The organism is Herbaspirillum sp. WKF16 (genome assembly GCF_028993615.1).
Lineage (GTDB): Bacteria > Pseudomonadota > Gammaproteobacteria > Burkholderiales > Burkholderiaceae_D > Herbaspirillum.
The window spans coordinates 4,419,247-4,444,877 of sequence record NZ_CP118632.1; the positions used below are offsets into that span (position 1 = coordinate 4,419,247).

Below are 25,631 nucleotides of genomic sequence, written 5' to 3' on the forward strand. Positions count from 1 at the left end.
CCCCCTCACAGGCGATGCGTGCGGTCATGGCGCAGCATGCGCTGCGGCCACTCGGCGTCCTTGCCGATCACCAGCACCTTGAACAGCTCGCCCATCTCGGCCGGCGAGATCAGCTTCTGCATGGCGTTGGCTTGCGGCAGGTAGTCCAGGCTCTGCTCTGGCGAGGTGCGCAACAGCAGTTCGCCGATGCCGGCGTTGAGCAGGAAGGCGCCCTGGCTGGTGTAGGCCAGCACCTCGGCGCCCGCTTCCACGGCGGCGATCGCCATCGCGGTGAAATCGACGTGGGCGGTGATGTCCTGCAAACCCGGCCAGTAGAAGGGATCGTCGTGGGCGTGATGGCGGTAGTGGCACATCAGCGTGCCGGCCGAGCGGTCGTGCAGGTAGTATTCCGCCGCCGGGAAGCCGTAGTCCGGCAGGATCGCCGCCGCGCCCGGACCGTTGGCGACCATGCGCGCCAGCGTGCGCATGAAACCGGTCGCCAGCGGGGCCAGCTCGGTCAGGTAGCCGTCCGGCAAATCGTCGGCCTCGGGGATCTGCGCCAAGGGCAGGTCTTGCACCGCGCGATCCTCGTAACGGAAGTTGCCGGCGCCGTCGACGGCCACGCCGCGTTCCAGCCAGGCGTCGCCGGCCTTGCGCGCCAGGCGCACCGGCATGGCGTCCAGCACTTCATTGCCCACCACCACGCCGGAGAAACTCTCCGGCAAGGCATCCAGCCACTCCACCTGCTGCGCGAATGCGGCCAGGGTTTCCTTCTGGCGCGCGCGCAGCTGGGCCGATATTTCCACGATGAAATATTTTTCCGGCAAGCGGCCGCGCAAGTGCAGCTCGGTGAGGATGTCGGCCGCCAGCTTGCCGGTGCCGGCCCCGAACTCGAGGAAGACATTGGCCAGCGATTGGCTGCCATTGATCAGTTCTGTCGCCAAATGCGCCAAAGTCGCGCCAAACAGGGGCGAAATTTCCGGGGCGGTTGTAAAATCACCGTCTTTGCCCAATTTGGCCGAGCCGCCGCTGTAATAGCCGACCTGCGGCGCATATAGCGCCAGCTCCATGTAGCGTTCGAAGGAAATCCAGCCGCCCGCCGCGGCGATCTCGCCGGCGATCAGCTGTTTCAGGGCGTGCGAGGCGGCCTGTGCGTCGGCGCCCGGTTCTGGTAGTTGCAGTTGCATGGGCCGTATTGTATTTGAACTTATGGAATCCACATCCCCCTCCCATTGCACCGGCCGCGTCGCGCTGGTGACCGGCGCGGCGCGCCGCATCGGCCGTCACATCGCGCTCGCGCTGGCGCGCGCCGGCTGGGATGTGGCCGTCCATTACAACCGCTCGCGCGACGAGGCCCAACAGCTGGTGGGCGAGATCGAGGCGCTGGGCCGGCGCGCGCTGGCCGTGCGCGGCGAGCTGGGCAATGAGGATGAGGTGCGGGATCTCCTGCGCCAGGCGGCCCCGCTGGGCCGTGTCGGCTGCGTGGTCAACAACGCCTCGCTGTTCGATTTCGACGATGCCGCCAGCTTCGGCAACGAGCGCCTGCTGCGGCACATGAGCGCCAACGTCGGCGCGCCGGTGCTGCTGGCGCAGGCGCTCTACGAGCTCACGCCCGAAGGCGCGCAGGCGGTGGTGGTCAACCTGCTGGACCAGAAACTGTACAATCCCAACCCCGATTACCTGTCGTACACGCTGTCCAAGGCGGCGCTGCACAGCGCCACCACTCTGCTGGCGCAGGCGCTGGCGCCGCGCGTGCGGGTGGTCGGCGTGGCGCCCGGCCTCACGATGGTCTCGGGCGACCAGACCGCCGAACAGTTCGGCCTGGCGCACCAGGTCACGCCCCTGGGCAAAAGCAGCACGCCGGAGGACGTGGCCGCCGCGGTCTGCTACGTCGCCTCGGCGCCGGCCATTACCGGCACCACGCTGCTGGTCGATGGCGGCCAGCATTTGCTCCCCCTTTCGCGCGACGTCATGTTCGTGGCGAAATAATTTTTCTCTCTACTCATCATGCTCTTCCCTGCCCATCCTTCCCTGCAAGATTGCCGCCGCCTGTTCCTGCGCAACTACGAGGTGTTCATCAACATCGGCGTGCACGAGTTCGAAAAGAAGGGCGAGCAGCGCATCCTGGTCAACGTGGACCTGTACGTCCCGCTGGCCGAGACCACGCCCAAGGCCGACCAGCTCGATGAAGTGGTCGACTACGACTTCATCCGCTCCACCATCGCGCGGCGCATGGCGCAGGGCCACATCCACCTGCAGGAAACCCTGTGCGACGACGTGATGGACGCCATGCTGGCGCACCCCAAGGTACGCGCGGTGCGGGTCTCGACGGAGAAGCCGGACGTCTATCCCGATTGCGATTCGGTGGGCGTGGAAACCTTCCGCATCAAGAGCGGCAACTGAACCAGACAGGCAGCATCATGAACAACCGACTCCATCCCGAAGCCACTGCGACTGCCGGCCAGGCCACCGACCTCAAGAAGGCCGAGAAGATCGCCTACGAGAACAACAAGCTGCACAAGCGCCTGTGCCGCCAGGTCGGCCAGGCCATCGGCGACTTCAACATGATCGAGGACGGCGACAAGGTGATGGTCTGCCTGTCCGGCGGCAAGGACAGCTACGCCCTGCTGGACATCCTGCTGACCCTGCGCGAGCGCGCGCCGATCCACTTCGACATCGTGGCGGTCAACCTCGACCAGAAGCAGCCGAACTTCCCGGCCGACGTGCTGCCGGCCTACCTGGAGAAGATCGGCGTGCCCTACCACATCGAGAACCAGGACACCTACAGCATCGTCAAGCGCGTGGTGCCTGAAGGGAAGACCACCTGCGCGCTGTGCTCGCGCCTGCGCCGCGGCATCCTGTACCGCGTGGCCGGCGAGCTCGGCGCCACCAAGGTCGCGCTGGGCCACCATCGCGACGACATCCTGGAAACCTTCTTCCTGAACATGTTCTTCGGCGCCAAGATCAAGGGCATGCCACCCAAGCTGCAGTCCGACGACGGCAAGCGCATCGTGATCCGCCCGCTGGCCTACGTGAAGGAAGCCGACCTGATCCGCTACGCCGACGTCAAGCAGTTCCCCATCATCCCCTGCGACCTGTGCGGCAGCCAGGAGAACCTGCAGCGCAAGCAGATCAAGGGCCTGATGCGCGAATGGGAAAAGAAATTCCCGGGCCGGGTCGACAACATCTTCTCGGCGCTGTCCACCGTGGCGCCCTCGCACCTGATGGACCGCGAACTGTTCGGTTTCACCGACCTGAAGGCTACCGGCGAAGCCGACGCCAACGGCGACATCGCCTTCGACGAGGAGCCCTGCGGCACCGGCGGCGCCCTGCCCGGCGGCGAGTTCAGCTCGCAGGTCATTTCCCTGTTCCCGGCCGACTGAGCGCTCGCCTTTTCGCCGGCCTGGCGATACACGGCGTTTCATCACGTGCCCGGCAAACCCGCCCCAAGCGCGGCTTTGCCGGGAGGCGGCGTAACTGCGGCGGATCCAAAAAGTAAATTTTTGTTGATACAAAGCATATATCCGGGAATGGGCGACAAATACCCTCCTGATCCTCGCTTGACCCTCAAAATCCGCATGGTCTAATCTGACCGTCGCAACTGATGCCAGCGGGCACGGTTGCGGGGGAAGAACAAACATAACCATGAAGTCGTGGTTTCGCAGGGAAACGTGGCCCCGACACGGAAAACACCGGGAGGCCGGCGGCGTTTCCAGCGCCGGTCATCCGCGCGGATCATCGCATGCGCGCCTCTGCACTCGAACGACTCTATGCAACACGTGTATGAGGCTGCCTGATGTCTAATTTTTGGCGCGACAAGCGCGTTTTCGTCACCGGTCACACCGGCTTCAAGGGCAGCTGGCTGACCTTGTGGCTGCATTTGATGGGAGCGAAAGTCAGTGGCTACTCCCTGCCCGCGCCGACCAATCCCAGCCTGTTCCACCTGGCGCGCCTGCAGGGCTGCGCGCAGACCACTACCGGCGACGTGCGCGACCCCAAGCATGTGGCCGACACCATGGCCGCGGTGCAGCCCGACATCGTGTTCCACCTGGCGGCGCAGCCGCTGGTGCGCGACTCCTACCTCACGCCGGTCGACACCTATGCCACCAATGTGATGGGCACCGCGCACGTGCTGGAAGCCGTGCGCAACACGCCCAGCGTACGCTCCGTGGTCGTGGTGACCAGCGACAAATGTTATGAAAACCGCGAATGGCTGTGGGGCTACCGCGAGGACGACCCGATGGGCGGCCACGACCCCTACAGCAGCAGCAAGGGCGCGGCCGAGCTGGTCACGTCGGCCTATCGCCGCTCCTTCTTCGCCAAGAACCCTGACAACCCGGTGGGCGTGGCCAGCGTACGCGCAGGCAACGTGATCGGCGGCGGCGACTTCGCGGCCGATCGCCTGATCCCCGACTTCATCCGCGCCCTGGAAAGGGACGAGCCGGTCAGCATCCGCAACCCGCATGCCGTGCGTCCCTGGCAGTTCGTGCTGGAGCCGCTGTCGGGCTACCTGCAGATCGGCCAGCTGCTCTTCGAGCACGGCGGCAAGTACGCCGAAGGCTGGAACTTCGGCCCGGCCGATACCGACCTGCAGACCGTGAGCCAGCTGTGCGCCACCTTCAACCACTCGCTCCAGAAGAACGACGTGGAGCCGGTGGAAGTGCGCCTGGAGCCGCAGGCCAACGCCCCCCACGAAGCGGCCTTCCTGCGCCTGGACATCTCCAAGGTGCGCCAGCGCCTGGACTGGATTCCGAAGATGGAGCTCTACACCGCGCTGGAGTTGACCGCGCAGTGGTACGCCGGCTACCTCAACAATGAGGACCTGCGCACGCTGTCCGAGAACCAGATCGCTTTCTACCAGAGTCTGACATAATCGCGCTATCGCGAATTTCAGAACAGGTCGACCATGAACATCCTCGTCACCGGCGGCGCCGGCTATATCGGCTCGCATACCTGCGTGGAGTTGCTCAAGGCGGGCCACGAAGTCATCATCTTCGACAATTTCTGCAACAGCAGCCCCGAATCGGTCGCGCGCGTGCAGAAAATCGCCGGCAAGCCCGTCTCGCTGGTCAAGGGCGATATCCGCAACCGCGAACAGCTGGAAAGCGTGCTGCGCGAATTCAAATGCGAGGCGGTGATCCACTTCGCCGGCCTGAAGGCCGTCGGTGAGTCGGTCGAACAGCCGCTGATGTACTACGACAATAACGTGGTCGGCACGGTGCGCCTGCTGGAGGCGATGGAAACCGTCGGCGTGAAGACCATCGTCTTCTCCTCCTCGGCCACCGTCTATGGCGACCCGCAATACCTGCCGCTGGACGAAGCGCATTCGCTGTCGGCCAGCAACCCGTACGGCCGCAGCAAGATCGTGGTCGAAGACATGCTGCGCGACTACCACCGCGCCCACCCGGACTGGAAGATCGCGCTGCTGCGCTACTTCAACCCGGTCGGCGCGCACGAGAGCGGCCTGATCGGCGAAGACCCGGGCGGCATCCCCAACAACCTGATGCCCTACGTGGCGCAGGTCGCCGTCGGCCGCCGCGAGAAGCTCAGCATCTGGGGCGGCGACTACGCCACGCCGGACGGCACCGGAGTGCGCGACTTCATCCACGTGGTCGACCTGGCCAACGGCCACCTGGCGGCGCTGCAGGCGTTGACCGAACCGCAGTGCTTCGCAGTCAACCTGGGCACCGGCATCGGCTACAGCGTGCTGGACGTGGTCAAGGCTTACGAAAAGGCATCCGGCAAGCCGGTGCCCTACGTCATCGCAGGCCGCCGCCCGGGCGACATCGCCTCGTGCTACGCCAACCCGGCCGAAGCCAAACGCGCGCTGGGATGGGAAGCCAAGCTGGGGCTGGACGCGATGTGCGCGGACTCCTGGCGTTGGCAGCAGATGAATCCGAACGGGTTCAAGTCGTAAGACAACCCGGATGAGATCATGCTCTTCGTAACAGGCGGATCCGGGTTCGTCGGCAGCAATTTCATCATCGACTATCTGGCCTTGGGCCGGGATGAGCGCCTGCTCAACATCGACAAGCTGACCTACGCGGGTAACCCGCACAACCTCGACAGCGTGGCGAACGATCCACGCTATCTGTTTTCGCGCACCGACATCTGCGACGCCGAGACTATGGAGTCGCTCTTTGATCATCACAGGCCACGCGCCGTGGTGCATCTGGCCGCCGAAAGCCACGTCGACCGTTCCATCGCCAGTCCCACCGAATTTATCCGTACCAACGTGCACGGCACGCTCACGCTGCTGGAGGCGGCGCGCCGTCATTGGCAACGGCTTCAAGGAGAAGCGCGGGATTCATTTCGCTTCCTGCACGTTTCCACCGACGAGGTCTATGGCACACTCGGCCCGCAGGATGCTCCATTCAATGAAGCCACGCCATATGCCCCGAACAATCCGTATTCCGCATCCAAGGCGGCGTCTGACCATCTGGTGCGGGCCTTTCATCACACCTACGGCTTGCCGGTGCTGACCACGCATTGTTCGAACAACTATGGCCCCTATCATTTCCCTGAGAAGTTGATTCCGCTGGTGATTTCCAACGCGCTGGAGGGCAAGTTGCTGCCGCTGTACGGCGACGGCATGCAGGTTCGCGACTGGCTGTATGCTGGCGACCATTGCTCGGCCTTGCGTGAAGTGCTGGCCCGGGGCGTTCCCGGCGAAACCTACAATATTGGCGGATGGAACGAGCAATCCAACCTTGGCGTGGTCCACGCGCTATGCGACGCGCTCGATGAACTCAAGCCTAAATTTACGGGCAGCTATCGGGAGCAAATCGTCTTCGTGCAGGATCGTCCCGGCCACGATCGCCGGTATGCCATCGACGCGCGCAAGATAGAACGCGAGCTGGGCTGGCGCCCTGCCGAAGATTTTGCCGGCGGCATACGCAAAACCGTCGAATGGTACCTGGCCAACCCGCATTGGGCCGGGAAGGCCCTCGATGGCGGATGGTCCTGAAGCAGAACATGCACATTTCCCCCCTCCCCCTTCCCGGCCTGCTCCTGATCGAGCCGCGTATCTTCAGCGACGCGCGCGGCTCCTTTTATGAAAGCTTCAATGCACGGCAGTTCCAGGAGCAGACGGGCATCGACGTTCATTTCGTCCAGGACAACCATGCGCATTCGGCACGCGGCGTACTGCGCGGACTGCACTATCAAGTCCGCCATCCCCAGGGCAAGCTGGTGCGCGTGGTGCGCGGCGCGGTGTGGGACGTCACCGTCGACATCCGGCGCGGCTCGCCAAGCTTCGGGCAGTGGCACGGGGTGGAACTGAGCGAGGCCAACCGGCTTCAACTCTGGGTGCCGCCCGGTTTTGCCCACGGCTATTCAGTACTGAGTCCCGAGGCCGAGGTGCTCTACAAAACCACGGACTATTGGGCGCCAGAACACGAGCGCTGCATATGCTGGAATGATCCCCGCATCGGCGCGGATTGGAAACTGGACACCCCTCCGGTGCTGTCGGAAAAGGATCGCAAGGGCATGCCGCTGGCCGAGGCGGAGGTATTTCCATGACGGCGCTGCGGATCATGTTGACCGGGGCCAGCGGACAAATCGGAGGCGAGCTTCGAACCCGCTTTTTGGCCATGGGAGACGCGGTAGAGTTGTTTGCCCCCAATCGGACGCAACTGGATATCGCGCATGCCCGAAGACTGCGCGACGCCATTCGAGATTTCCGTCCGGCGTTGATCATCAATGCCGCCGCCTGGACGGCGGTAGCAGCCGCAGAGGAAGCGCCTGCCGCCGCGCGCGCGGCCAATGCCGAAGCCCCGGCAGTCATGGCGGAAGAAGCGCGGCGCTCCGGCATTGCCCTGATTCACTACTCGACCGATTACGTATTCGATGGTCGCGCCTCGAAGCCCTACACCGAGAACTCGGATCCCCATCCACTGAACGTATACGGGGCGACCAAACGTGATGGCGAGCTGGCCATCGAGGCCTCCGGTGCCGCGCACTGGATCTTCCGCACCAGCTGGGTATACAGCCTGCACGGCAACAACTTCATGAAGACGGTAATCAGGCTGCTGCAGCGGCAAGACAGGCTCAGCATCGTCGACGACCAGATCGGCGCCCCTACCGGGGCAGCCACCATCGCAGATATCTGTTGCGGCCTGCTGGACAGTGGCGGGCCGGACAGGATTGGCGCCACCAGCGGGCTCTATCACCTGAGCGCGGCCGGCGCCACCTCGTGGCATGGCTATGCCGTACTGATCGCCACCGAATTGCACAGGCTGGGCGTGCCGATGAAAATCAGCAGCCCAGCCGATATCGTAGCCGTGCCAAGTTCCGCGTTTCCACCGCCTCCGGCGCGCCCCCTCAATTCGCGACTGTGCTGCGATAAATTATCCGATACGCTGCAGGTGACGCTTGCGCCATGGGAAAAAGATGTACTCTGTTGCCTGAACGACATGGTCAGACGTCATGACCTCGCGGGCGGCGGACACCTGCCGGAGTGAAACAGCGGCAGAGGCGCCGCAGATAAATTTCCAAAGAGAAATATCAATGCATGGAATGCACGGCATTTTCCCTGCTGATCCGAGTATGAAGACGAGCCGTTTCGTGTTCCAATTGCGTTGGATCAACACAGCCGGAGAGGCCGGTGGCGGATCTTATCGAATGAAATACAATCAACGCACATGAAAGTCGTCATTCTTGCAGGCGGGCTGGGCACCAGAATCAGCGAAGAGACCGCATTGCGTCCAAAACCCATGGTCGAAATCGGCGGCAAGCCGGTGCTGTGGCACATCATGCAGATCTACGCCGCACACGGCCTGACCGAGTTCGTGGTGTGCTGCGGCTATCGCGGCTACATGATCAAGGAATATTTCGCCAATTACTTCCTGCACAACTCGGACATCACCGTCGACCTGTCCACCAATGCGCTGGAAGTCCACGAACGTCATACCCCGCCATGGAAGGTGACGCTGATCGATACCGGCCAGGACACCATGACCGGCGGCCGCTTGAAGCGTGTGCGGCAATTCATCGGCGACGAGGATTTCTGCTTCACCTATGGCGATGGCGTGGGGGATGTCGACATCAGTGCGGCCATCCGCTATCACAAATCGCACGGCAAGCTGGCCACGGTAACCGCGTCCCAGCCTCCGGGCCGCTTCGGCGCGCTCAAGATCGAAGACGACAAAGTGCTGAGCTTCAAGGAAAAACCGGTCGATGAGAGCGGCTGGATCAACGCCGGCTTCTTCGTGTTATCGCCTAAAGTAATCGACTACATCGCCGATGATTCAACTGTATGGGAACAAGAGCCCATCGAACAACTGGCCCAGCAGGACAACCTGAGGGTGCATTTCCACCGTGGCTTCTGGCAACCGATGGATACGTTGCGGGACAAGACCAATCTGGAAGCCTTGTGGCAGGACGGCAAAGCCCCCTGGAAGAAGTGGGATTGACGTCGCGGCCAGCACGTGTTTCACCAATACTGAAATTTCTTATCTAAGGTTCAATATGAACATCGAAGCATTCTCCGCCGAATTCGCTGACGCAATCGAAGTCGATCCGCAACTGGTCAATGGCGATACCGTCTTCAAAGATCTGGAAATCTGGGATTCGCTGGCAGTGCTGGTGGTCATCGCAATGTCCGACGCCAAGTTCGGCGCCACCATCAACGGCGATGACATCAAGAACGCGTCCACCGTCACCGATCTCTACAGCGTGGTTCAATCGCGCCAGAAGAAGTAAGGAATTGACCGATTTTGCTCAAGAAGCAAGATCGTTGACACCTACAGCTCAACACCATGGATTGCAAAGACAAAATCCTGCTGGTCACGGGGGCTACCTCCGGGATCGGCAAGACTTGCGTAACACGCTTGCTGGAGGCTGGCGCCCGCGTCATCGGCGTGGGACGCAATGAGGAACGACTGGCCAGATTGCGGGACGAATATGGCGAGCGTTTCGAAGGAATCGCCTTCAACCTTGCCGATACCGACAACCTTAAGGACCTGGTGGCCAAACTGCCCACCATCGACGGCGTCGTGATGTCGGCAGGAGTGGCTCACAACAATCCCGTCAAATATCTCAAACGCGAGATCTTCGACGAGACACTGGCGATCAATCTGATCAGCCCGACGCTGCTGGCCGTGGATATCTGCAATGCGAAGAAAATGCGCGACCGCGGCTCAATCGTCTTCCTGTCCTCGATTACCGGCACATCGGTCGTCATCAAGGGATTGCTCGCCTACAGCATCAGCAAGGCAGGCCTGACCGGCGCAACCATGTCCTTGGCCACCGAACTGTCCACGCGCGGGATTCGAGTCAATAGCGTGGCGCCTGCCATGGTCGCCACTGAAATGGCTGATCGAACTGAAGACTTCCTGTCGAACGAAACCATCGAAGCAGACAAGAGAACCTATCCGTTGGGCAAACGTTACGCGACCGCGCGCGAAGTAGCTGACCTGGTGACATTCCTGCTCTCGGACTCGAGCTCGTTCATCACGGGACAAACCATCACCATCGACGGCGGCCGGTCCTTCCAGTACTGAACCGCCCAAGTCCGGCCGGAGCGCGTGCTTGCAGGCCCTAGGAGATTGAACATGTACAGCATTCCAGGCGTTGCCATCCGTGGCGTCTCCACCTGTGTCCCTACCACGGTCGCCAAGAGCGCTGACTACGAAATGCTCACCCCGGACGAACGTGCGCGCTTTGCGAAGGTCACCGGCATCGAGGCGCACCGTATTTCCGCCGAAGAACAATGCGCCTCCGACCTGTGCTCCTTCGCGGTGGACGATGTGCTGCGAGGCGTGGGCTGGGACAAAGCCGATATCGGGTTGATGGTGTTGATTACCCAGTCGCCCGACTACCCGGTTCCGGCCACCAGCATCGTCATGCAGAACAAGCTTGGCCTGCCGCAAAATTGCATCAGCTTTGACGTCAACCTTGGCTGCTCGGCATATCCATTCGGCCTGTCCATCGTGGCGAGCATGATGCGCACAATGTCGATCAAGCGTGCGTTGCTGGTAGTGGGCGATGCCTCCACCAAAGGATGCGCCTACACGGACAAGAGCGCCTGGCCCCTGTTCAGCGACGCCGGCACGGCGACCGCCATGGAACTTGATGATGCCGCAGCCCCCATGCATTTCCACCTGATGAACGACGGCGCCGGATACCAGGCCATCATGGTCCCGACCGGCGGATTCTCCTCGCGCCTGCGCTTGACGCCGGAACTGCTGGAACCTGTCGAGCTGGGCGACGGCATCAAGCGCAACTCCATGCAACTGGCGTTGGACGGCCCCGAGATCTTCAATTTCGCCATTCGTGAAGCCCCCAATTCGATCAACACTTTGCTCCAGGAGCACAAGTCCGGCGTCGACGACGTTGATTTCTTCGTGCTGCACCAGGCCAACAAGATCATCAACGATACGATCCGCGTGAAAATCGGCGCGTCTCGCGAAAAGATGCTGTCCAGTCTCAAGGACTTCGGCAACGGTGCATCTGGCTCGGTCCCCCTGACGCTCAGCCTCAATGCCGACAAGCTCAACAAAGCCGATAGCAATGTGCTGATGTGCGGTTTCGGCGTCGGCTTGTCGTGGGGCTCGGTAATGACGCGCCTGCCGGCGGACTGCTATTTGAAAATAATCGAAAACGACGCCGTCTACGCCGGTTGAGCAGTTCGGCAGCGACCCGTTACAAAAATGAAACCGACTCAAATGAATACAGCATCGCATCCTTCGCTGATCCTGGTCGGTGCCGGGGGCTTCGCGCGCGAGCTCGACGGACTGATCCGCGCCCAAGGGATTGCTTACGACATCAAGGGCTTCCTCGATAACAACAAGACCGGCCCCACCATCCTGGGCAAGATTGACGGGCATCAACCCAAGCCCGATGCGCTCTATGTCAACGCTGTGGGCGATCCGGATAATCGCCGACTGCTGAGCGAACCGCTGGAACGTGCGGGCGCGCGCTTTGCCAACGTCATCGCCCCCCAAGCCACCGTGGCCAGCGAATTGCCCGAAAATGGTGGCGTCATCATGCTGGGCGGCGCCAGCGTATCTACCGATTGCAGGGTGGGGCGTCATACCCTGTTCCAGGGAATGGCTTTATTGGGTCATGATGCTTCGGTTGGCGACTATTGCGTGCTGAGCGCCTTTACCTTCATTGGAGGCTATGTGCGCATCGGCAAGGGGGTGACAATTTTTCCGCATGCGACTATTTTGCCCAAGGTCACCATCGGCGACGGCGCCATCATCGGTGCGGGTAGCGTAGTGGTCAAGGATGTCGAACCCTACACCACGGTGTTTGGCAATCCCGCGCGCCTGATAGAACGGCGCCAGCCCTGACACCGTAACCACGGACATGCCTATCCAACCCAGCCGCTATTTTCATCGGGACACTTTCGATGCCGAAATGCATCAGCTGTTCGGTCGCGCGATGTTCCTCGCCCACGACAAGGATCTGCCCAAACCCGACGACTACTTCAGCTTCCAACTGGGCGACCGCAGTCTGACGCTGCGCAAGAAGGAAGACGCCCCGGTGCTGCTCGACAATGTCTGCCGGCATCGTTCAAACCTGATCGATCCACCGGGTTTCGGCAATCGAAAATTCAAATGCGGTTACCATGGTTGGACTTACGACCACACTGGATCGGCCACCTTCATCCCGTTGCGCAACTGCTTCCCCGACGATCTTTCACCGGAACCTTTGCAGCGCTTTGGGACCACTTCGCTGAACGGCTTCCACTTCCTGGGTGAATACGACAGCGTCCGCCGTGAGGAGATTTCTGCGATGCTCGGCTGGTGCGAACAACCTGACGCCAACCACGTCTATCGCAGCAAGATGCATCACAAATGCAACTGGAAGCTGATGGTGGAGAACGTGCTCGAGGGCTACCATCTCTCTCACGTTCACAGCAATACGTTCTACCAACTCGGCTTCTCCTCGACGAACCGGATGGAAAATACGTTCAATGATCGCGACTCCGCTTTCGTCATCCATCCCGATGAAAAACTTACCCGTGAGGCATTGAGCGCCTTCCCCGACATCGTGCCGTCGTTCCGGCATGTCTATGTTTTCCCCAACCTGTTCATCACGCTGTCCAACGAGCTGCTTTACTACATCGGCAACATCGTCCCGCTCAATGAACAAGAGTCCATGCTTCACTATCGGATCTATCCGACGCGCAAACTGCTGGCGGCCGATATGAAAGCGCGCCGCGCGTTCCTCGCCGGCGCAATCCAATTCATGGACGACGTGCTCAAGGAGGATCGAGAGGTTCTGGAGACAAGCCAGATCGGCATTCGCGGCGCCAGCAGCCCCTACCTGCTAGGGGACAACGAGATACGTATCCGCCACTTCCACGATGTCTACGAACGCGCCATGTCCGGCGCCGCAGGGATCCGTTCATGACCGCTTACATCAATGCCGTCGCCGCATGGCTGCCGGAGAAAATTGAAACCACTGAAGACCTGATCCGCGAGAATCCCGATTGGAATGCCGCGCGCATCGTCTCCAAGACCGGCATCCACAGCCGCCACCTGGCCAGCAGCGGCGAACTGACTTCCAATCTGGCGGTGGCGGCGGCTCGCGCCCTGATGGAAAACCATCATATCGCCGCCGACAGCATCGACCATCTGATCGTCTGCACGCAAACCCCAGATCACCTGATCCCGTCTTGCGCATGCCGTGTGCAGCATGCGCTGGGCATGCCCACCCGCACCGCGGCTTTCGACATCAACATGGGGTGCTCCGGGTACATCTACGGCCTGCAGGTTGCCGCCGCCCTGGTGAATGCCGGTGCCGCGCGACGCGTGTTGCTCATCAATGCGGACACCTATTCCAAACTGCTTGCCGCTGACGATCTGGCCACGCGTACACTGTTCGGCGACGGCGCCACGGCGTCGCTGATTTCGGCCGACCCGACCGGTGCCGCCATCGGCGCCATCGTCCTGGGCACCGACGGTGCCGGCTACGACGGCTTTGTCGCGCGCAACTCTGCATTGGCCGACGACGGCGACCAATCCCGGCGCATTCGCATGGACGGCCCGGCCATCTTCAATTTCACACTGGAGCGGGTGCCGGCGCTGGTCAAGGAGTTCCTTGCAAACAACCAGTTGGAACAGGCCGATATCGCCCAGTTCGTATTCCACCAGGCCAATGCCTGGATGCTCGATCACCTGCGCAAGAAAATCGGTATCGATGCGTCGCGCTTCCCACTGATCATGGGCGATATCGGCAATACCGTCTCGGCTTCCATACCGATGGTGCTGGCCTCCCTGAAAGACCGGCTCAAGCCTGGCGACAAGCTGGTGCTGGTCGGCTTCGGCGTCGGACTGTCCTGGGGCATTTCGCTGCTCACCTGGCAATAACAGTCGACGTTTATGAACACATCTCCCATCTCCATCTACGAACCCGTCTTCGACCAGGATGAAATCGACGCGGTGGTCGCCTGCATGGCACCTGATCGCTTCAACAGCAATCGCCCCATCGAGGAATTCGAGCAAGCCTTCTCTGCACGCTGCGGCTTCGGCCGGGCCATTGCGGTGGGCAACGGCAGCGTGGCGCTGCACTTGGCCATGCTGGCCGCCGGTTTGGGACCGGGCGATGAGGTGATCGTTCCTGCATTGACGTTCGTGGCCACGGCCAACGCAGTGCGTTACGTCGGCGCCACGCCGGTGTTCGCCGATGTCGACCCGCTTACCTGGCAGATGGGCGCGCAGCAGGCACGCCCACTCATCTCCAAGCGCACTCGCGCCATCGTACCGGTCCATCTCTATGGCCACGCCAGCCCGGTGACGGAACTGCGGCGTCTCGCGGAAGAACACAATCTGCTGGTCATCGAGGATTGCGCCGAGGCGCTGGGAACAACCGTCGACGGCGAACCGGCCGGCCTGCATGCCGACGCCGCCGTATTCAGCTTCTACAAGAACAAGACCATCACCACCGGAGAGGGCGGCGTAGTGCTATCGCGCCATGCGGATTGGCATGACCGCATGGTGCTGCTCAAGGGACAGGGTGTGCCGCTGGATCGCCGTTTTTGGCACGAGGTAGTCGGCTACAATTACCGCATGACCAACTTGGCGGCCGCCGTCGGCACTGCGCAGCTGAATAAACTCGAACGCTTTGTCGAGCGCAAGCGCGCCATCCTGCAGCGTTACCGGGCAGCGCTGGCGGATGTGCTCGCTTTCCAGGAAGACATTCCCGGCAGCCAGAGCTCAGGCTGGCTGGTATCGGCCGCAGTGCCGCAAGCGTCCCAGCGCGACCCGCTGATGGCGTTTCTCGGCGAACGCGGTATCCAGACCCGCCCGGTGTTCCTGCCGTTGCAGCGCTTCCCGATGTATGCGCAGGGCGCCATGCCTACCCCGAACGCCGAGGCCATCTCTGCCCGCGGCCTGTCGCTGCCCAGTTGGCCAGGCCTGGATGACGCGCAGATCGACCGTGTGAGCGCCACTATCAAGGAATTCTTCAAATGATTCTGCGGGACGGCCGACGCCGCCCCCAGATACTCCCGGAAAACGACAATGAGCCAGAACGACGAAAAAATCCTGCGTGAACTCAAGGCGCTCGAAAATAAACTGAACGACAGCCACTCCCGCATCGAGAAACTGGAAAGCCAGTTAAGCCAGGCCGTAGGCTTGCTTCGCTCATCGCTGGAAGTCCAGAGCAAGACCGGCGTTCAGATCGAGCGCTCGATGCAGCAGTTGTTCCATCCGGTGCATACGACTCTACACAAAATCAAGAGCGTCACCAACATCGTTGCCCGCAACATGTCCCGCGCGAATAAGCCCATCATCCGGGTGGTGTTCATGGTGCACAACGTCGAGACATGGGACGCGCTCAATGACATCTATGAGATCATGCGCGGCCATGAGCGGTTCGAGGCCATCGTCATTACCACCAAACGGGACTTTCTCAATACTCAGAAGTTCGGCGAAGAGGAAATTAATTTCAAGGGCTTGCAGCAACTGGGCATCAACCCAATTCGCTTTAACAGCAACGACCCCAATCAGGAGCTGGAATTCCTCAAGGTGATCAACCCCGATATCATCTTCCGCCAATCTCCGTGGGAAATCAGCATCCCGCCGGCGTTCCACTTCAACGAGATCAACTTCGCACGTACGTGCTATGTGTCTTATGGCTTCGGCTCTGTGCATCTAGAAGCGGAACAGACCAACGAATTCTTCATGCGAAATCTTTGGCGCGCCTACTGCGAAACCGATTTCCAAGCTAGGGCATGGGAGTGGGTGATGCCGAAGGGAAATGTCGCAGTTTCAGGCTCCCCAAAGCTGGATCGCATTATTAATACAAGCGAAAACGCCGGCTGGCCGATGGAAGTGCTGCCCGATACCACCCGCATCATCTGGGCTCCGCATCACAGCGTGCAATCCGATTGGCTGAATTTCTCGACCTTCATGAGCAACTATCGGCACTTTCTTCAGTTGGCGCGCGAATGCCCTAACTTGCAGATAGTGCTCAAGCCGCATCCCAGCTTGTTTGAAAAAGTGGTCTTTTTCGGATTGATCACCCATGAAGATCTGCGTGCCTATCTTGAGGAATTCCTTTCACTCCCTAATACTGCAATGGTGACGGGAGGCAACTACATCCCCTTGTTTTGGGCTTCCGACATCATGATCACCGACGGCATTGGGTTCTTCGCTGAATATATGGTGACAGGCAAGCCCCTCATCTGGTCGGAGAATCCCGGCCATTTCGCAATGAACAAAATAGGACAGATTCTGCAAGAGGGCATGTACCGCGCCAGCGACTTCGAAGCGATAGTCCAATATCTTGAGCAATTGTGCGTCGAGCGCAACGACCCGCTCGCCCCCAAGCGGCAGGAAATCACTAGGCAGCTGCTGCCGCGTCCGGAAGGCAGCGCGCAATTCATCGTCAACGATATACTGCAGGCACTCGACAGCGAATGAAAATCGGGGCCCTTGCCCCGATTTTCTTTTATTGACACTTGAGTCACCCAACGGTCCCCCATATGAACATCGTCATCCTCGCCGCCGGCATGGGCAAACGCATGCAATCCGCCCTCCCCAAGGTATTGCATCCGCTCGCCGGCAAACCGCTGCTGGGCCACGTCATCGATACGGCCCGCTCGCTCTCGCCCGCCAAGCTCTGCGTGATCTACGGTCACGGCGGCGATCTCGTGCCCAAGACCTTCGACGGCCAGGGCCTGTCGTTCGCCCGGCAGGAGCCGCAACTGGGCACCGGCCACGCGGTGATGCAAGCCCTGCCACACATCGACGACGGCGCCACCACCCTGGTGCTGTACGGCGACGTGCCGCTGACCACCGCCGCATCCCTGCAACGCCTGCTGGACGCGGCCGGCAGCGACAAGCTGGGCGTGCTGACCATCACCCTGGACGATCCGACCGGTTATGGCCGCATCGTGCGCGAGCACGGCAAGATCACCAGCATCGTCGAACAAAAGGATGCCAGCGACGCCCAGCGCGCCATCCGCGAAGTGAACACCGGCATCATCGCCGCGCCCACCGCGCGGCTGCGCAAGTGGCTGGCGGCGCTGTCCAACGACAACGCCCAGGGCGAGTACTACCTGACCGACGTGATCGCCGCCGCAGTGGCCGATGGCGTGGAGGTGGTGTCGGCCCAGCCTGACGACGTGGCAGAGACCCTGGGCGTGAACAGCAAGGTGCAGCTGGCCGAGCTTGAGCGCGTGCATCAGCGCGGCATCGCTCGCCAGTTGCTGGAAGCCGGCGTGACGCTGGCCGATCCGGCGCGCATCGACGTGCGCGGCGCGCTTGAGTGCGGCCGCGACGTGAGCATCGACGTCAACTGCGTGTTCGAGGGCCGGGTCGTCATCGGCGAAGGCGCCAGCATCGGCGCCAACTGCGTCATCAAGAACGCCGCCATCGGCGCCGGCGCCAGCATCAAGGCCTTCACCCATATCGAGGACGCAGTGGTCGGCGCCGCCGCCCAGGTCGGCCCGTACGCGCGCCTGCGTCCGGGCACCGAACTGGCCCGCGACGTCCACGTCGGCAACTTCGTCGAGGTCAAGAACAGCATCGTCGGCGTGGGCAGCAAGGCCAACCACCTGGCCTATATCGGCGACGCTGACATCGGCAACGGCGTCAACATCGGCGCCGGCGCCATCACCTGCAACTACGACGGCGCCAACAAGTTCCGCACCGTCATCGAAGACGACGCCTTCATCGGCAGCGACACCCAACTGGTGGCGCCGGTGCGCGTGGGCAAGGGCGCCACCATCGGCGCCGGCACCACCCTGACCAGGGACGCGCCGGCCGGGCAGCTGACGCTGTCGCGCCCCAAGCAGCTTTCGCTGGCGGGATGGCAGCGTCCGGTGAAGATCAAGAAATAGTCGCCCCACGCACCGCAAGCGAAACGGCCGGCTCCGCACATCGCGGGCCGGTCGTTGCGCTTGGGCCTTCGATCATTGATCGCTCGCAGGGGGAATCGGCACCGCCGTCTCGAACTTGCTGCGCAGGATGGAGAAGTAGCTGCGCACGTTGCGCACGTTCTTCTGCGAGGCGAACAGCCGGTGCGCCAGCGCGTGGTAGGCCGGCATGTCGGCCACCAGCACCACCAGCACGAAGTCTGGCCCGGGCGAGACCCGGTAGCATTGCTGCACGGCGGGCTCATCCCTGACCGAGGTCTCGAAGGCCTGCTGCTCCTCCTCGCCCTGGCGGTCCAGCGTGATCTCCACGATGGCCGTCAGTGCGGAAGACAGCTTCTCCGGATCGAGCAATGCCACCTGCCGCGCGATCACGCCGGCCTCGGTCAGTCGCTTGACCCGGCGCAGGCAGGTCGGGGGCGACGCGTGCACCGCCTCGGCCAACTGATGGTTGGTCTGGCCGGCATCGGCCTGCAGGGCGCGCAAGATGCGCCGGTCGAGATCGTCTAATTCCAGTTTCATGAGACTTGGCGAATATCCGTGAGAATCAAAGAGATTGAATTGAAATAAAAATTCATAAATTAATATTCATTGACTATTTATTGCATCACTCATTTATCAAGCAATAATAGTTCAAAATATGACATTTTTAGAAATCTTATTTCATCACTACTCGCCTAATATGACCTCACATTTTCCTAAACGAGGTCTCCCATGTGCGGTATCGTCGGCGCAGTCGCCCAGCAAAACGTCACTCCCATCCTGCTCGAAGGCCTGAAGCGCCTTGAATACCGCGGCTACGATTCCTGCGGCGTCGCACTGCACGTGGACGGCAAACCCCAGCGCTCGCGCAGCACCTCGCGCGTAGCCGACCTGCAGCAGCAGATCGCCCAGACCGGCCTGGCCGGCTTCACCGGCATCGCCCACACGCGCTGGGCCACCCACGGCGCGCCGGCCACGCATAACGCCCACCCGCATTTCTCGCGCGACCGTGTGGCGCTGGTGCACAACGGCATCATCGAGAACCACGACGAGCTGCGCGCCGAACTGCAAGCGGCCGGCTACATCTTCGAGAGCCAGACCGACACCGAGGTGATCGCCCACCTGGTCGACCACATGTACGACGGCGACCTCTTCCACACCGTGCAGCAAGCCGTGCGCCGCCTCACCGGCGCCTACGCCATCGCCGTGTTCTGCGCCGACGAGCCGCACCGCGTGGTGGCCGCGCGCCAGGGCTCGCCCTTGATCGTCGGCATCGGCGAAGGCCAGAACTTCGTCGCCTCGGACGCCATGGCGCTGGCCGGCACCACCGACCAGATCATCTACCTGGAAGAAGGCGACGTGGTCGACCTGCAGCTGCAGAAGGTATGGATCGTCGATGCCGCCGGCAAGCCCGCCGAACGCGAAGTGCGCACCGTGCAAGCCTTCACCAGCGCGGTCGAGCTGGGCCCCTACCAGCATTACATGCAAAAGGAGATCTTCGAGCAGCCGCGCGCCATCGCCGACACGCTGGAAGGCGTGGTCGGGATTATGCCCGAGCTGTTCGGCGACAAGGCCTACCAGGTCTTCAAGGAAATCGACTCGATCCTGATCCTGGCCTGCGGCACCAGCTACTACGCCGGCCTGACCGCCAAGTACTGGCTGGAGTCGATCGCCAAGATCCCGGTCAACGTCGAGATCGCCAGCGAATACCGCTACCGCGACAGCGTGCCCAACCCGAAGTCGCTGGTGGTCACCATCTCCCAGAGCGGCGAGACCGCCGACACGCTGGCCGCGCTCAAGCACGCGCGCGGCCTGGGCATGCAGCACACCCTGACGATCTGCAACGTGGCCACCAGCGCCATGGTGCGCGAGTGCGAACTGGCCTACATCACGCGCGCCGGCGTGGAAGTCGGCGTGGCCTCGACCAAGGCCTTCACCACGCAGCTGGCCGCATTGTTCCTGCTGACCCTGGCGCTGGCGCAAACCCGCGGCCTGTTGAGCGAAGCGCAGGAAGAAGCCCACCTCAAGGCGATGCGCCACCTCCCTGCCGCGCTGCAAAGCGTGCTGGCGCTGGAACCCAGCATCGCCGCCTGGGCCGAAGCCTTCGCCCGCCGCGAGAACGCGTTGTTCCTCGGCCGCGGCCTGCACTACCCGATCGCGCTGGAAGGCGCCTTGAAGCTCAAGGAGATCACCTACATCCACGCCGAAGCCTACGCCGCCGGCGAGCTCAAGCACGGCCCGCTGGCGCTGGTGACCGACCAGATGCCGGTAGTGACCATCGCCCCCAACGACGCGCTGGTGGAAAAGCTGAAGTCGAACATGCAGGAAGTACGCGCCCGCGGCGGCCAGCTCTACGTATTCGCCGACGGCGACTCGCACATCGCCTCAGCCGAAGGCCTGCACGTGATCCGCATGCCGGAACACTACGGCGTGCTCTCGCCCATCCTGCACGTGGTGCCGCTGCAGCTGCTGTCGTACCACACCGCACTGGCGCGCGGCACTGACGTGGACAAGCCGCGCAATTTGGCGAAGTCGGTGACGGTGGAGTGAGGTAAGGAAGGAGCGGTGAGTGCACTGTTGCAAAGGAATGAAAGCTTTTCTCGACCCTAGTTAATTGCTTTTCTCACTCTGGGCATAGCCGCCCTCAAAGCCTTGCCCAGAGCGGTCAGAAAAGCTTTCATTCCTGTTGTTTTCTCAGCCCAATCCCCAAGTAATTTACCCCCCATTTCTTCGCCGTTTTTTCCAGAAACCGGCCCCACCCACCTCTTCATCATCACGCTCACTACCGACTGGTTCGCCTAAGTCGACTACCTCGGCTCTGCCGCGATTCTATGGAGCATCCCTGATGCAACCACTATCGTGGCTGAGCGTGAATAGCCTCCCTCGCAATGAACAACTAACGAGGCAACACTCTCAGTACACGCGGTAATAAAGGTCATCACGCTATCCATTTGCGCGTGCGCGAATGAATGCCCTAGCGAGCCGCGAGAAGTTATTTTTCTGGAATCGATAAGCGCGAAGGAGAGTCGCAAGACATGTAAGTGCCTCGTGAGGTTTGCAAGAGGCTTTCCTAGCACTGGAATTGATATGCCATCGAGGAAATTGATTAAATGCAACTTCTCGGCGCCTGCTTGCGCAAGAGAAAAGGCCCGCCTTGCCCACCAACTATCGCCTTGAATAGGCGCGCCACGACGTCTTGGAATTTCATATATCTCGAAATTTAAACGGCAAAATATTTGCCATCTAAATTCAGGATAGACAACATTGATTCGCAAGCCCAAGTTCCACTGTCAGACCTCAGGCATGGGTGAAACAAGCGCGACCATATCTTCAAAGTCGATATACAGCTCCAAGCTCTCGCTACCCAGAACTACCAGGCACTGAAGAAAGGATGCGAGAGAAATTGTGCCCTGAAAAATGTATGTGGCCAGTGTTCGGCCTGCAGGACCTGCGCCCAGCTCTACAACGCGCCGGACCATCTCATCCATGGTCACCATAGGACGTCGACTCAGTTCCAACTCAACGATCCTAGTCGCACTCCTCTCCCAATCCTCGCCATTTTGGAGAGCAGCCGCCCATAGTGGCGGAACCTTTGCCTTAGAAATCCGCAGAATCTGCAAGAAGAGAACCAAACTGATCCGACCGCGCGACAACCTAGATGCAAGGCCACTCTTGGTCTCTTTAATACCCACATCTGCCAGCCGAAGCGCCACAAAATCGTAGGCAACATCTTTCCTTGTCATCACGACACGAACGACGCGAGACGACAGGGCCGACCATTGAGCATCAGCTGTCACAAATTTCCTTGCAATTGAATTTAATTGGCCTAACGTAAACGGCATATGGTTTGCCGTTTATGGCGAACCATCTTGCGGAGCTCTGCAGGATGCCGCACGTGCTGCGATCATATTTTAGTGCAATCAGAACACGAAATATGCAGCAATAGTGGAAAGGGAGGACGAGCAAAAACTGCCATCGAAAAGTATACGGATGACAAAAGGTGGGGTAATATCGCCCCCAATTTTTTAACAATGAAAATGTTAAAAATGCAAATTACCCCATCTTGGTATCTAGTATATCGAGAAACGCGTATTTTTGCAACTTGTGGGGGCCCGGCATTTTTCTCGGGTTACTGACTACGTTCTTCAACCTGTTGGGACATCCCTGCCAGAACGAGGAACTGGAATGAACTACAACTGCGCGAATTATGAACAACGAAGTTGCGACAACAGGAAATGTCCAGGAGCCTGCAACGACGACTTGCGCCCCAACAGCTCCGAAGAGCGAGAACGGCGTTCAGGCACCCGGCTTTTTGCAGTCGAAAGAGATGGGCTTCTTCAGAGAAGCCATCCCAGAAACTCAACTGCCCGCACTCCTCACCCACCGTGCGATCCCCTACGACACTTCATCAGAGCTGCTTACGGCTCCACTGGAAAAGCGCATGGAGGCGATTGTGGAAAATTACGCTGTTGCGTATCGGCCCGTTGAAGAAGAATGCGACTTCGTGCATTTACTGTCAGCCAACATGCGCTCCAGCATGCGGGGACGAGACTTCAGTAATCCATCGTTCAAGCAACATTGGTACAACCACGAGTACATCAGGAAAGGCGGCCATCTTAATCCAATACCTACTTGCGTGCAGAACTTGGGCCGAAGCATGGTGCTGTACGGCCCCTCTCAGTGTGGAACCACGTCTCTACTTAAGCGAATCAAGATGCTGGCCGGCGAGACAATCCGGATAGAAGGTGGGGCCTATGAGCCGCCCATCGTGCATATCATCCCCATTCTTATCCTCACCTATCCCGCATGTGGGACAGTGCGAGGGCTCTTAACGGAGATGAGAGAAAAGCTACGCGCCGAGATTACCTCCGCTGATAGTTCGCATAGGGCTCTAGAACAACTATCGGCAGCGGACATCAACCTTGCTACCAATGCAGCCATTGGCTTTTGCATTCGCTGCATGGTCGGCGCAATCGTCATTGACGGCGCCTCGTCAAAATTCATCAATAAAGGAACTGCTGCCGTACTGTCATTCCTCGCGCGACTCAAGCTGGCTACAGGCATTCCGCTGGTCTTAGCCGGCACATGCGCCTTCATGCATGTCACCGGCCTGGACGGCAGCACAAGCTCAAACCTTCTGGATGGAGACACAACATTCCTACATCCATTCTCGGGGCCACAGCTGAACGCCGATAAGCGCGTCAACACAGGCGGTCTTTGGTATCAACACAATGATTGGCATTGGTCTCTGGGTGTCCTCCCAAAAAAGATTCAGATGCCATCAATGCTGCCATTCTGGACTCACGCCCTTACCCGCGGCCGACGTGGCTGGCTCAAGGCGGGATTTAAAAAATTACACCTGCATCTGGCCAGAAATCCCGATGTGGCATTAAACGGTCTCGTGACCAAAGACCTGGTAACGGAAATATTTGATAAGGCATTGTTATTACAGAAGTCTGCGCGCGACGCTACCGCTAGCTCGGAAACAAAAAAAGCCGTTTCCGATGCGGAGTTCATCAGCCATATGGATCACTTCCTTCCATCGTTCTTCCATTTGCCTAAGTATAAGGAGCAGATGTACTCGCTAACGCGAAAGGCGGTTCAGTGAATATCCATCCAGATATCCACGTAGTGCCCGACCTTCCGTCCGGCGAGATCATTCCTGCATTCATATGGAGGATGATGAATTTCGGTGCTGCCTATTCAATGGATGGCGCATATAAAGCGCTTTACGGTAAAAGACGAGGGCTCGACGGGATGCCGAGCAATCTCGTCGCACTTCATGAATCCGTCGGGCATTTGTATAAGAGTCTCGATGAATGGGTTCACGAACATACGGAATACCACTTCTTCTGCTGTGGGCTCCCCCGCACGAAGTTCGAGGAGCAGTTGAGGCGATTGAAGTATCGGTTCAAGGGGCCCGTGAGACTGTGCCGTCTTCCTCCTATATTTGGCGTCCTGGAAGGACGCTACCGTAAATGCCCAGAATGCGAAGCGCAGCAATTGGCTCGGGTCGGCTTTTCATTTATTCACAGGTTTATGGGAGCCCCGTTTATTCAATACTGCCCCGAGCACCGGCTCCCCTTGGCAGGATTTCACTCCCAAATTCTTCTCTTCGACAAGCATTGCGAACAGCCTGCAACTCCAGCGCAGGTTGATCATGACGTTGAACTTGGGAACCGTATCAATCACTGCATGCTTGTGAGCGCAGAACAATCGGGATATCACAAAGAGGAAGTGGTTACGAAACTCAAAGCTTCGGGTTGGATTAGCGATTCTGGTCGGCTACATCTGACTGAATTTACTCAGCGGTTTTGCAAGAGGTTTTACAGAACTTTCGCAGATGCGCGTCTTGACTACCTCACCCAGTCCGACAAGCACATCAATGACGCACTTCGCTCTCTCCTTCGGGAAGAGAGAGGGATTCACCCTATCTGGTGCATCTTGTTCGTCTGGTTTTCCGAGTCAGAGCTTCGGCTAGCTACGAAATCAGCCGTGAAAAATTTGCGTGTCACAAAAACTCCCACGAAGGAGGAGATTGCCTCGCAAATGGAGCAACACGGCACCTTGACGGCCACGGCAAAGGCAATGGGCATAGACATGGCGAAGCTAACCTGCCTCTGCTCAAGCTACATGATTCCATTTAATGCGAAGCCCAAGAAGTACGACGCGGCACTTGTTTCCGCCATCAATGCAGCCTATGACAAGGGAATGCGTCCTGCCGATGTGATGAAGAGGTTTCGGATCAGCCAGACCATGGCCTACCGCATTCTTCGCGGCCGGGCAGATGACCTTAACCCCGAGAACAAGGCTATTGGGTTGAGAACCGAGGAAGCAAAGAGGCGTTGGCTAGCTGCTATCGAAAGCCGCCCCGGGCTTAGTTATACAGCACTTCGAAAATTGCATCAGCGTGTCTGGATGCAGCTTTACAGGAAGGCGCCAGAGTGGCTGAAATTGCACCGGCCGACCGCTTCCGTTGCAGGACCGCGTACACGTCGGAGAGCGCCTGGCGAACTCTTGAAGCTATTTGGCTCTGCTCTTAATGAGGCCAACGCACAATGCCGCCGCAGTAACGCTCGGCCTGTTCATATATCTCTGTACCGATTGCGATCACTCACTGGCATCAGCGAGTCCACCCAACGGGGACTGCAACGCGCTCGGGTTCTACAGGAATCTTATGAAACCCGGCCACGATTTATAAATCGGCGCCTCAATTGGGTTCGTAACCGCAATAAAAATATGAGCCTGAAAACCTGGGACCTGGCTAGGAGAGCAGGCCTGAGAAAACAAACAGTGCTTGAAGCGCGAAGCACAAAGACAAAGAAGCAAAGGAACTAGA

24 protein-coding genes are annotated in these 25,631 nt (G+C 60.0%); 21 read left to right on the forward strand and 3 right to left on the reverse strand.

Features of this window, described 5'->3' with window-relative positions:
* Positions 1-5: 5 nt before the first annotated feature.
* Positions 6-1,166 (reverse strand): class I SAM-dependent methyltransferase, encoded by a 1,161-nt coding sequence (locus tag Herbaro_RS20000; protein ID WP_275011349.1) that lies wholly within the window; start codon positions 1,164-1,166, stop codon positions 6-8.
* Positions 1,167-1,188: 22 nt separating this feature from the next.
* On the opposite strand from Herbaro_RS20000, the gene Herbaro_RS20005 reads away from it, so the two are divergent.
* The 18 genes from Herbaro_RS20005 (at position 1,189) to glmU (ending at position 18,277) form a co-directional block, all read left to right on the forward strand.
* The gene (locus tag Herbaro_RS20005; protein WP_275011350.1) at positions 1,189-1,968 is read left to right on the forward strand and encodes an SDR family oxidoreductase; all 780 of its coding nucleotides are present in this window, start codon (positions 1,189-1,191) and stop codon (positions 1,966-1,968) included.
* Positions 1,969-1,986: 18 nt separating this feature from the next.
* Complete coding sequence (locus Herbaro_RS20010) at positions 1,987-2,382, forward strand: dihydroneopterin aldolase (protein WP_275011351.1); 396 nt, start codon at positions 1,987-1,989, stop codon at positions 2,380-2,382.
* A 17-nt stretch (positions 2,383-2,399) separates the two neighbouring features.
* Positions 2,400-3,362 carry a tRNA 2-thiocytidine(32) synthetase TtcA gene (gene ttcA, locus Herbaro_RS20015; RefSeq protein ID WP_275011352.1) on the forward strand — a complete coding sequence of 321 codons (963 nt, stop codon included), beginning with the start codon at positions 2,400-2,402 and terminating at the stop codon, positions 3,360-3,362.
* 413 nt (positions 3,363-3,775) lie between these two features.
* The gene (rfbG, locus tag Herbaro_RS20020; RefSeq protein WP_275011353.1) at positions 3,776-4,852 is read left to right on the forward strand and encodes a CDP-glucose 4,6-dehydratase; all 1,077 of its coding nucleotides are present in this window, start codon (positions 3,776-3,778) and stop codon (positions 4,850-4,852) included.
* A gap of 33 nt (positions 4,853-4,885) precedes the next feature.
* Positions 4,886-5,896 (forward strand): UDP-glucose 4-epimerase GalE, encoded by a 1,011-nt coding sequence (gene galE, locus Herbaro_RS20025; protein WP_275011354.1) that lies wholly within the window; start codon positions 4,886-4,888, stop codon positions 5,894-5,896.
* 18 nt (positions 5,897-5,914) lie between these two features.
* On the forward strand, positions 5,915-6,946 hold the full coding sequence (gene rfbB, locus Herbaro_RS20030) for a dTDP-glucose 4,6-dehydratase (protein WP_275011355.1): 1,032 nt from the start codon (positions 5,915-5,917) through the stop codon (positions 6,944-6,946).
* Between the two features lie 8 nt (positions 6,947-6,954).
* Positions 6,955-7,500 carry a dTDP-4-dehydrorhamnose 3,5-epimerase gene (gene rfbC, locus Herbaro_RS20035; protein WP_275011356.1) on the forward strand — a complete coding sequence of 182 codons (546 nt, stop codon included), beginning with the start codon at positions 6,955-6,957 and terminating at the stop codon, positions 7,498-7,500.
* Positions 7,497-8,441 carry a dTDP-4-dehydrorhamnose reductase gene (gene rfbD, locus Herbaro_RS20040; RefSeq protein WP_275011357.1) on the forward strand — a complete coding sequence of 315 codons (945 nt, stop codon included), beginning with the start codon at positions 7,497-7,499 and terminating at the stop codon, positions 8,439-8,441. Before rfbC ends, rfbD begins: the two co-directional genes overlap by 4 nt.
* Before the next feature lie 180 nt (positions 8,442-8,621).
* Positions 8,622-9,392, forward strand: a complete 771-nt coding sequence (rfbF, locus tag Herbaro_RS20045; protein WP_275011358.1) for a glucose-1-phosphate cytidylyltransferase — start codon at positions 8,622-8,624, stop codon at positions 9,390-9,392.
* Positions 9,393-9,447: 55 nt separating this feature from the next.
* On the forward strand, positions 9,448-9,681 hold the full coding sequence (locus Herbaro_RS20050) for an acyl carrier protein (protein WP_275011359.1): 234 nt from the start codon (positions 9,448-9,450) through the stop codon (positions 9,679-9,681).
* A 56-nt stretch (positions 9,682-9,737) separates the two neighbouring features.
* A complete protein-coding gene (locus tag Herbaro_RS20055) occupies positions 9,738-10,481 on the forward strand; it encodes an SDR family NAD(P)-dependent oxidoreductase (RefSeq protein WP_275011360.1) in 744 nt (247 codons plus the stop codon).
* Between the two features lie 51 nt (positions 10,482-10,532).
* Positions 10,533-11,603 (forward strand): 3-oxoacyl-ACP synthase III family protein, encoded by a 1,071-nt coding sequence (locus Herbaro_RS20060; protein WP_275011361.1) that lies wholly within the window; start codon positions 10,533-10,535, stop codon positions 11,601-11,603.
* Positions 11,604-11,645: 42 nt separating this feature from the next.
* Entirely contained in the window at positions 11,646-12,275 is a 630-nt protein-coding gene (locus tag Herbaro_RS20065) for a NeuD/PglB/VioB family sugar acetyltransferase (RefSeq protein ID WP_275011362.1), read from the forward strand.
* Between the two features lie 67 nt (positions 12,276-12,342).
* Positions 12,343-13,341: an aromatic ring-hydroxylating oxygenase subunit alpha gene (locus tag Herbaro_RS20070; RefSeq protein WP_275011363.1), complete on the forward strand. Its 999-nt coding sequence runs from the start codon at positions 12,343-12,345 to the stop codon at positions 13,339-13,341.
* Complete coding sequence (locus Herbaro_RS20075; protein ID WP_275011364.1) at positions 13,338-14,300, forward strand: 3-oxoacyl-ACP synthase III family protein; 963 nt, start codon at positions 13,338-13,340, stop codon at positions 14,298-14,300. Before Herbaro_RS20070 ends, Herbaro_RS20075 begins: the two co-directional genes overlap by 4 nt.
* Before the next feature lie 12 nt (positions 14,301-14,312).
* Positions 14,313-15,404, forward strand: coding sequence for a DegT/DnrJ/EryC1/StrS family aminotransferase (locus tag Herbaro_RS20080; protein WP_275011365.1), 1,092 nt, complete (start codon positions 14,313-14,315; stop codon positions 15,402-15,404).
* Between the two features lie 48 nt (positions 15,405-15,452).
* Positions 15,453-16,856: a glycosyltransferase family protein gene (locus Herbaro_RS20085; RefSeq protein WP_275011366.1), complete on the forward strand. Its 1,404-nt coding sequence runs from the start codon at positions 15,453-15,455 to the stop codon at positions 16,854-16,856.
* Positions 16,857-16,918: 62 nt separating this feature from the next.
* Positions 16,919-18,277 (forward strand): bifunctional UDP-N-acetylglucosamine diphosphorylase/glucosamine-1-phosphate N-acetyltransferase GlmU, encoded by a 1,359-nt coding sequence (gene glmU, locus Herbaro_RS20090; RefSeq protein WP_275011367.1) that lies wholly within the window; start codon positions 16,919-16,921, stop codon positions 18,275-18,277.
* 72 nt (positions 18,278-18,349) lie between these two features.
* Here the strand turns inward: glmU and Herbaro_RS20095 are convergent, their stop codons facing one another.
* On the reverse strand, positions 18,350-18,832 hold the full coding sequence (locus Herbaro_RS20095) for an Lrp/AsnC family transcriptional regulator (protein ID WP_275011368.1): 483 nt from the start codon (positions 18,830-18,832) through the stop codon (positions 18,350-18,352).
* A 192-nt stretch (positions 18,833-19,024) separates the two neighbouring features.
* Between Herbaro_RS20095 and glmS the strand changes: the two genes are divergently transcribed.
* A complete protein-coding gene (gene glmS / locus Herbaro_RS20100) occupies positions 19,025-20,842 on the forward strand; it encodes a glutamine--fructose-6-phosphate transaminase (isomerizing) (protein WP_275011369.1) in 1,818 nt (605 codons plus the stop codon).
* A 740-nt stretch (positions 20,843-21,582) separates the two neighbouring features.
* On the opposite strand, the gene Herbaro_RS20105 is transcribed toward glmS, so the two are convergent.
* Entirely contained in the window at positions 21,583-22,089 is a 507-nt protein-coding gene (locus Herbaro_RS20105; RefSeq protein ID WP_275011370.1) for a DUF6471 domain-containing protein, read from the reverse strand.
* Positions 22,090-22,499: 410 nt separating this feature from the next.
* Between Herbaro_RS20105 and Herbaro_RS20110 the strand changes: the two genes are divergently transcribed.
* Together Herbaro_RS20110 and Herbaro_RS20115 are read left to right on the forward strand one after the other, a co-directional pair.
* Positions 22,500-23,900 carry a P-loop NTPase family protein gene (locus tag Herbaro_RS20110; RefSeq protein ID WP_275011371.1) on the forward strand — a complete coding sequence of 467 codons (1,401 nt, stop codon included), beginning with the start codon at positions 22,500-22,502 and terminating at the stop codon, positions 23,898-23,900.
* Positions 23,897-25,630, forward strand: a complete 1,734-nt coding sequence (locus tag Herbaro_RS20115; protein WP_275011372.1) for a TnsD family Tn7-like transposition protein — start codon at positions 23,897-23,899, stop codon at positions 25,628-25,630. The genes Herbaro_RS20110 and Herbaro_RS20115 overlap by 4 nt, the downstream gene beginning before the upstream one ends.
* Position 25,631 lies beyond the last annotated feature (1 nt).

Bases quoted from the DNA above. Each gene is read 5' to 3' on its own strand.
- Herbaro_RS20000 (WP_275011349.1), bottom strand. From the start codon at position 1,166: ATGCAACTGCAACTACCAGAACCGGGCGCCGACGCACAGGCCGCCTCG.
- Herbaro_RS20005 (WP_275011350.1), top strand. From the start codon at position 1,189: ATGGAATCCACATCCCCCTCCCATTGCACCGGCCGCGTCGCGCTGGTG.
- Herbaro_RS20010 (WP_275011351.1), top strand. From the start codon at position 1,987: ATGCTCTTCCCTGCCCATCCTTCCCTGCAAGATTGCCGCCGCCTGTTC.
- ttcA (WP_275011352.1), top strand. From the start codon at position 2,400: ATGAACAACCGACTCCATCCCGAAGCCACTGCGACTGCCGGCCAGGCC.
- rfbG (WP_275011353.1), top strand. From the start codon at position 3,776: ATGTCTAATTTTTGGCGCGACAAGCGCGTTTTCGTCACCGGTCACACC.
- galE (WP_275011354.1), top strand. From the start codon at position 4,886: ATGAACATCCTCGTCACCGGCGGCGCCGGCTATATCGGCTCGCATACC.
- rfbB (WP_275011355.1), top strand. From the start codon at position 5,915: ATGCTCTTCGTAACAGGCGGATCCGGGTTCGTCGGCAGCAATTTCATC.
- rfbC (WP_275011356.1), top strand. From the start codon at position 6,955: ATGCACATTTCCCCCCTCCCCCTTCCCGGCCTGCTCCTGATCGAGCCG.
- rfbD (WP_275011357.1), top strand. From the start codon at position 7,497: ATGACGGCGCTGCGGATCATGTTGACCGGGGCCAGCGGACAAATCGGA.
- rfbF (WP_275011358.1), top strand. From the start codon at position 8,622: ATGAAAGTCGTCATTCTTGCAGGCGGGCTGGGCACCAGAATCAGCGAA.
- Herbaro_RS20050 (WP_275011359.1), top strand. From the start codon at position 9,448: ATGAACATCGAAGCATTCTCCGCCGAATTCGCTGACGCAATCGAAGTC.
- Herbaro_RS20055 (WP_275011360.1), top strand. From the start codon at position 9,738: ATGGATTGCAAAGACAAAATCCTGCTGGTCACGGGGGCTACCTCCGGG.
- Herbaro_RS20060 (WP_275011361.1), top strand. From the start codon at position 10,533: ATGTACAGCATTCCAGGCGTTGCCATCCGTGGCGTCTCCACCTGTGTC.
- Herbaro_RS20065 (WP_275011362.1), top strand. From the start codon at position 11,646: ATGAATACAGCATCGCATCCTTCGCTGATCCTGGTCGGTGCCGGGGGC.
- Herbaro_RS20070 (WP_275011363.1), top strand. From the start codon at position 12,343: ATGCATCAGCTGTTCGGTCGCGCGATGTTCCTCGCCCACGACAAGGAT.
- Herbaro_RS20075 (WP_275011364.1), top strand. From the start codon at position 13,338: ATGACCGCTTACATCAATGCCGTCGCCGCATGGCTGCCGGAGAAAATT.
- Herbaro_RS20080 (WP_275011365.1), top strand. From the start codon at position 14,313: ATGAACACATCTCCCATCTCCATCTACGAACCCGTCTTCGACCAGGAT.
- Herbaro_RS20085 (WP_275011366.1), top strand. From the start codon at position 15,453: ATGAGCCAGAACGACGAAAAAATCCTGCGTGAACTCAAGGCGCTCGAA.
- glmU (WP_275011367.1), top strand. From the start codon at position 16,919: ATGAACATCGTCATCCTCGCCGCCGGCATGGGCAAACGCATGCAATCC.
- Herbaro_RS20095 (WP_275011368.1), bottom strand. From the start codon at position 18,832: ATGAAACTGGAATTAGACGATCTCGACCGGCGCATCTTGCGCGCCCTG.
- glmS (WP_275011369.1), top strand. From the start codon at position 19,025: ATGTGCGGTATCGTCGGCGCAGTCGCCCAGCAAAACGTCACTCCCATC.
- Herbaro_RS20110 (WP_275011371.1), top strand. From the start codon at position 22,500: ATGAACAACGAAGTTGCGACAACAGGAAATGTCCAGGAGCCTGCAACG.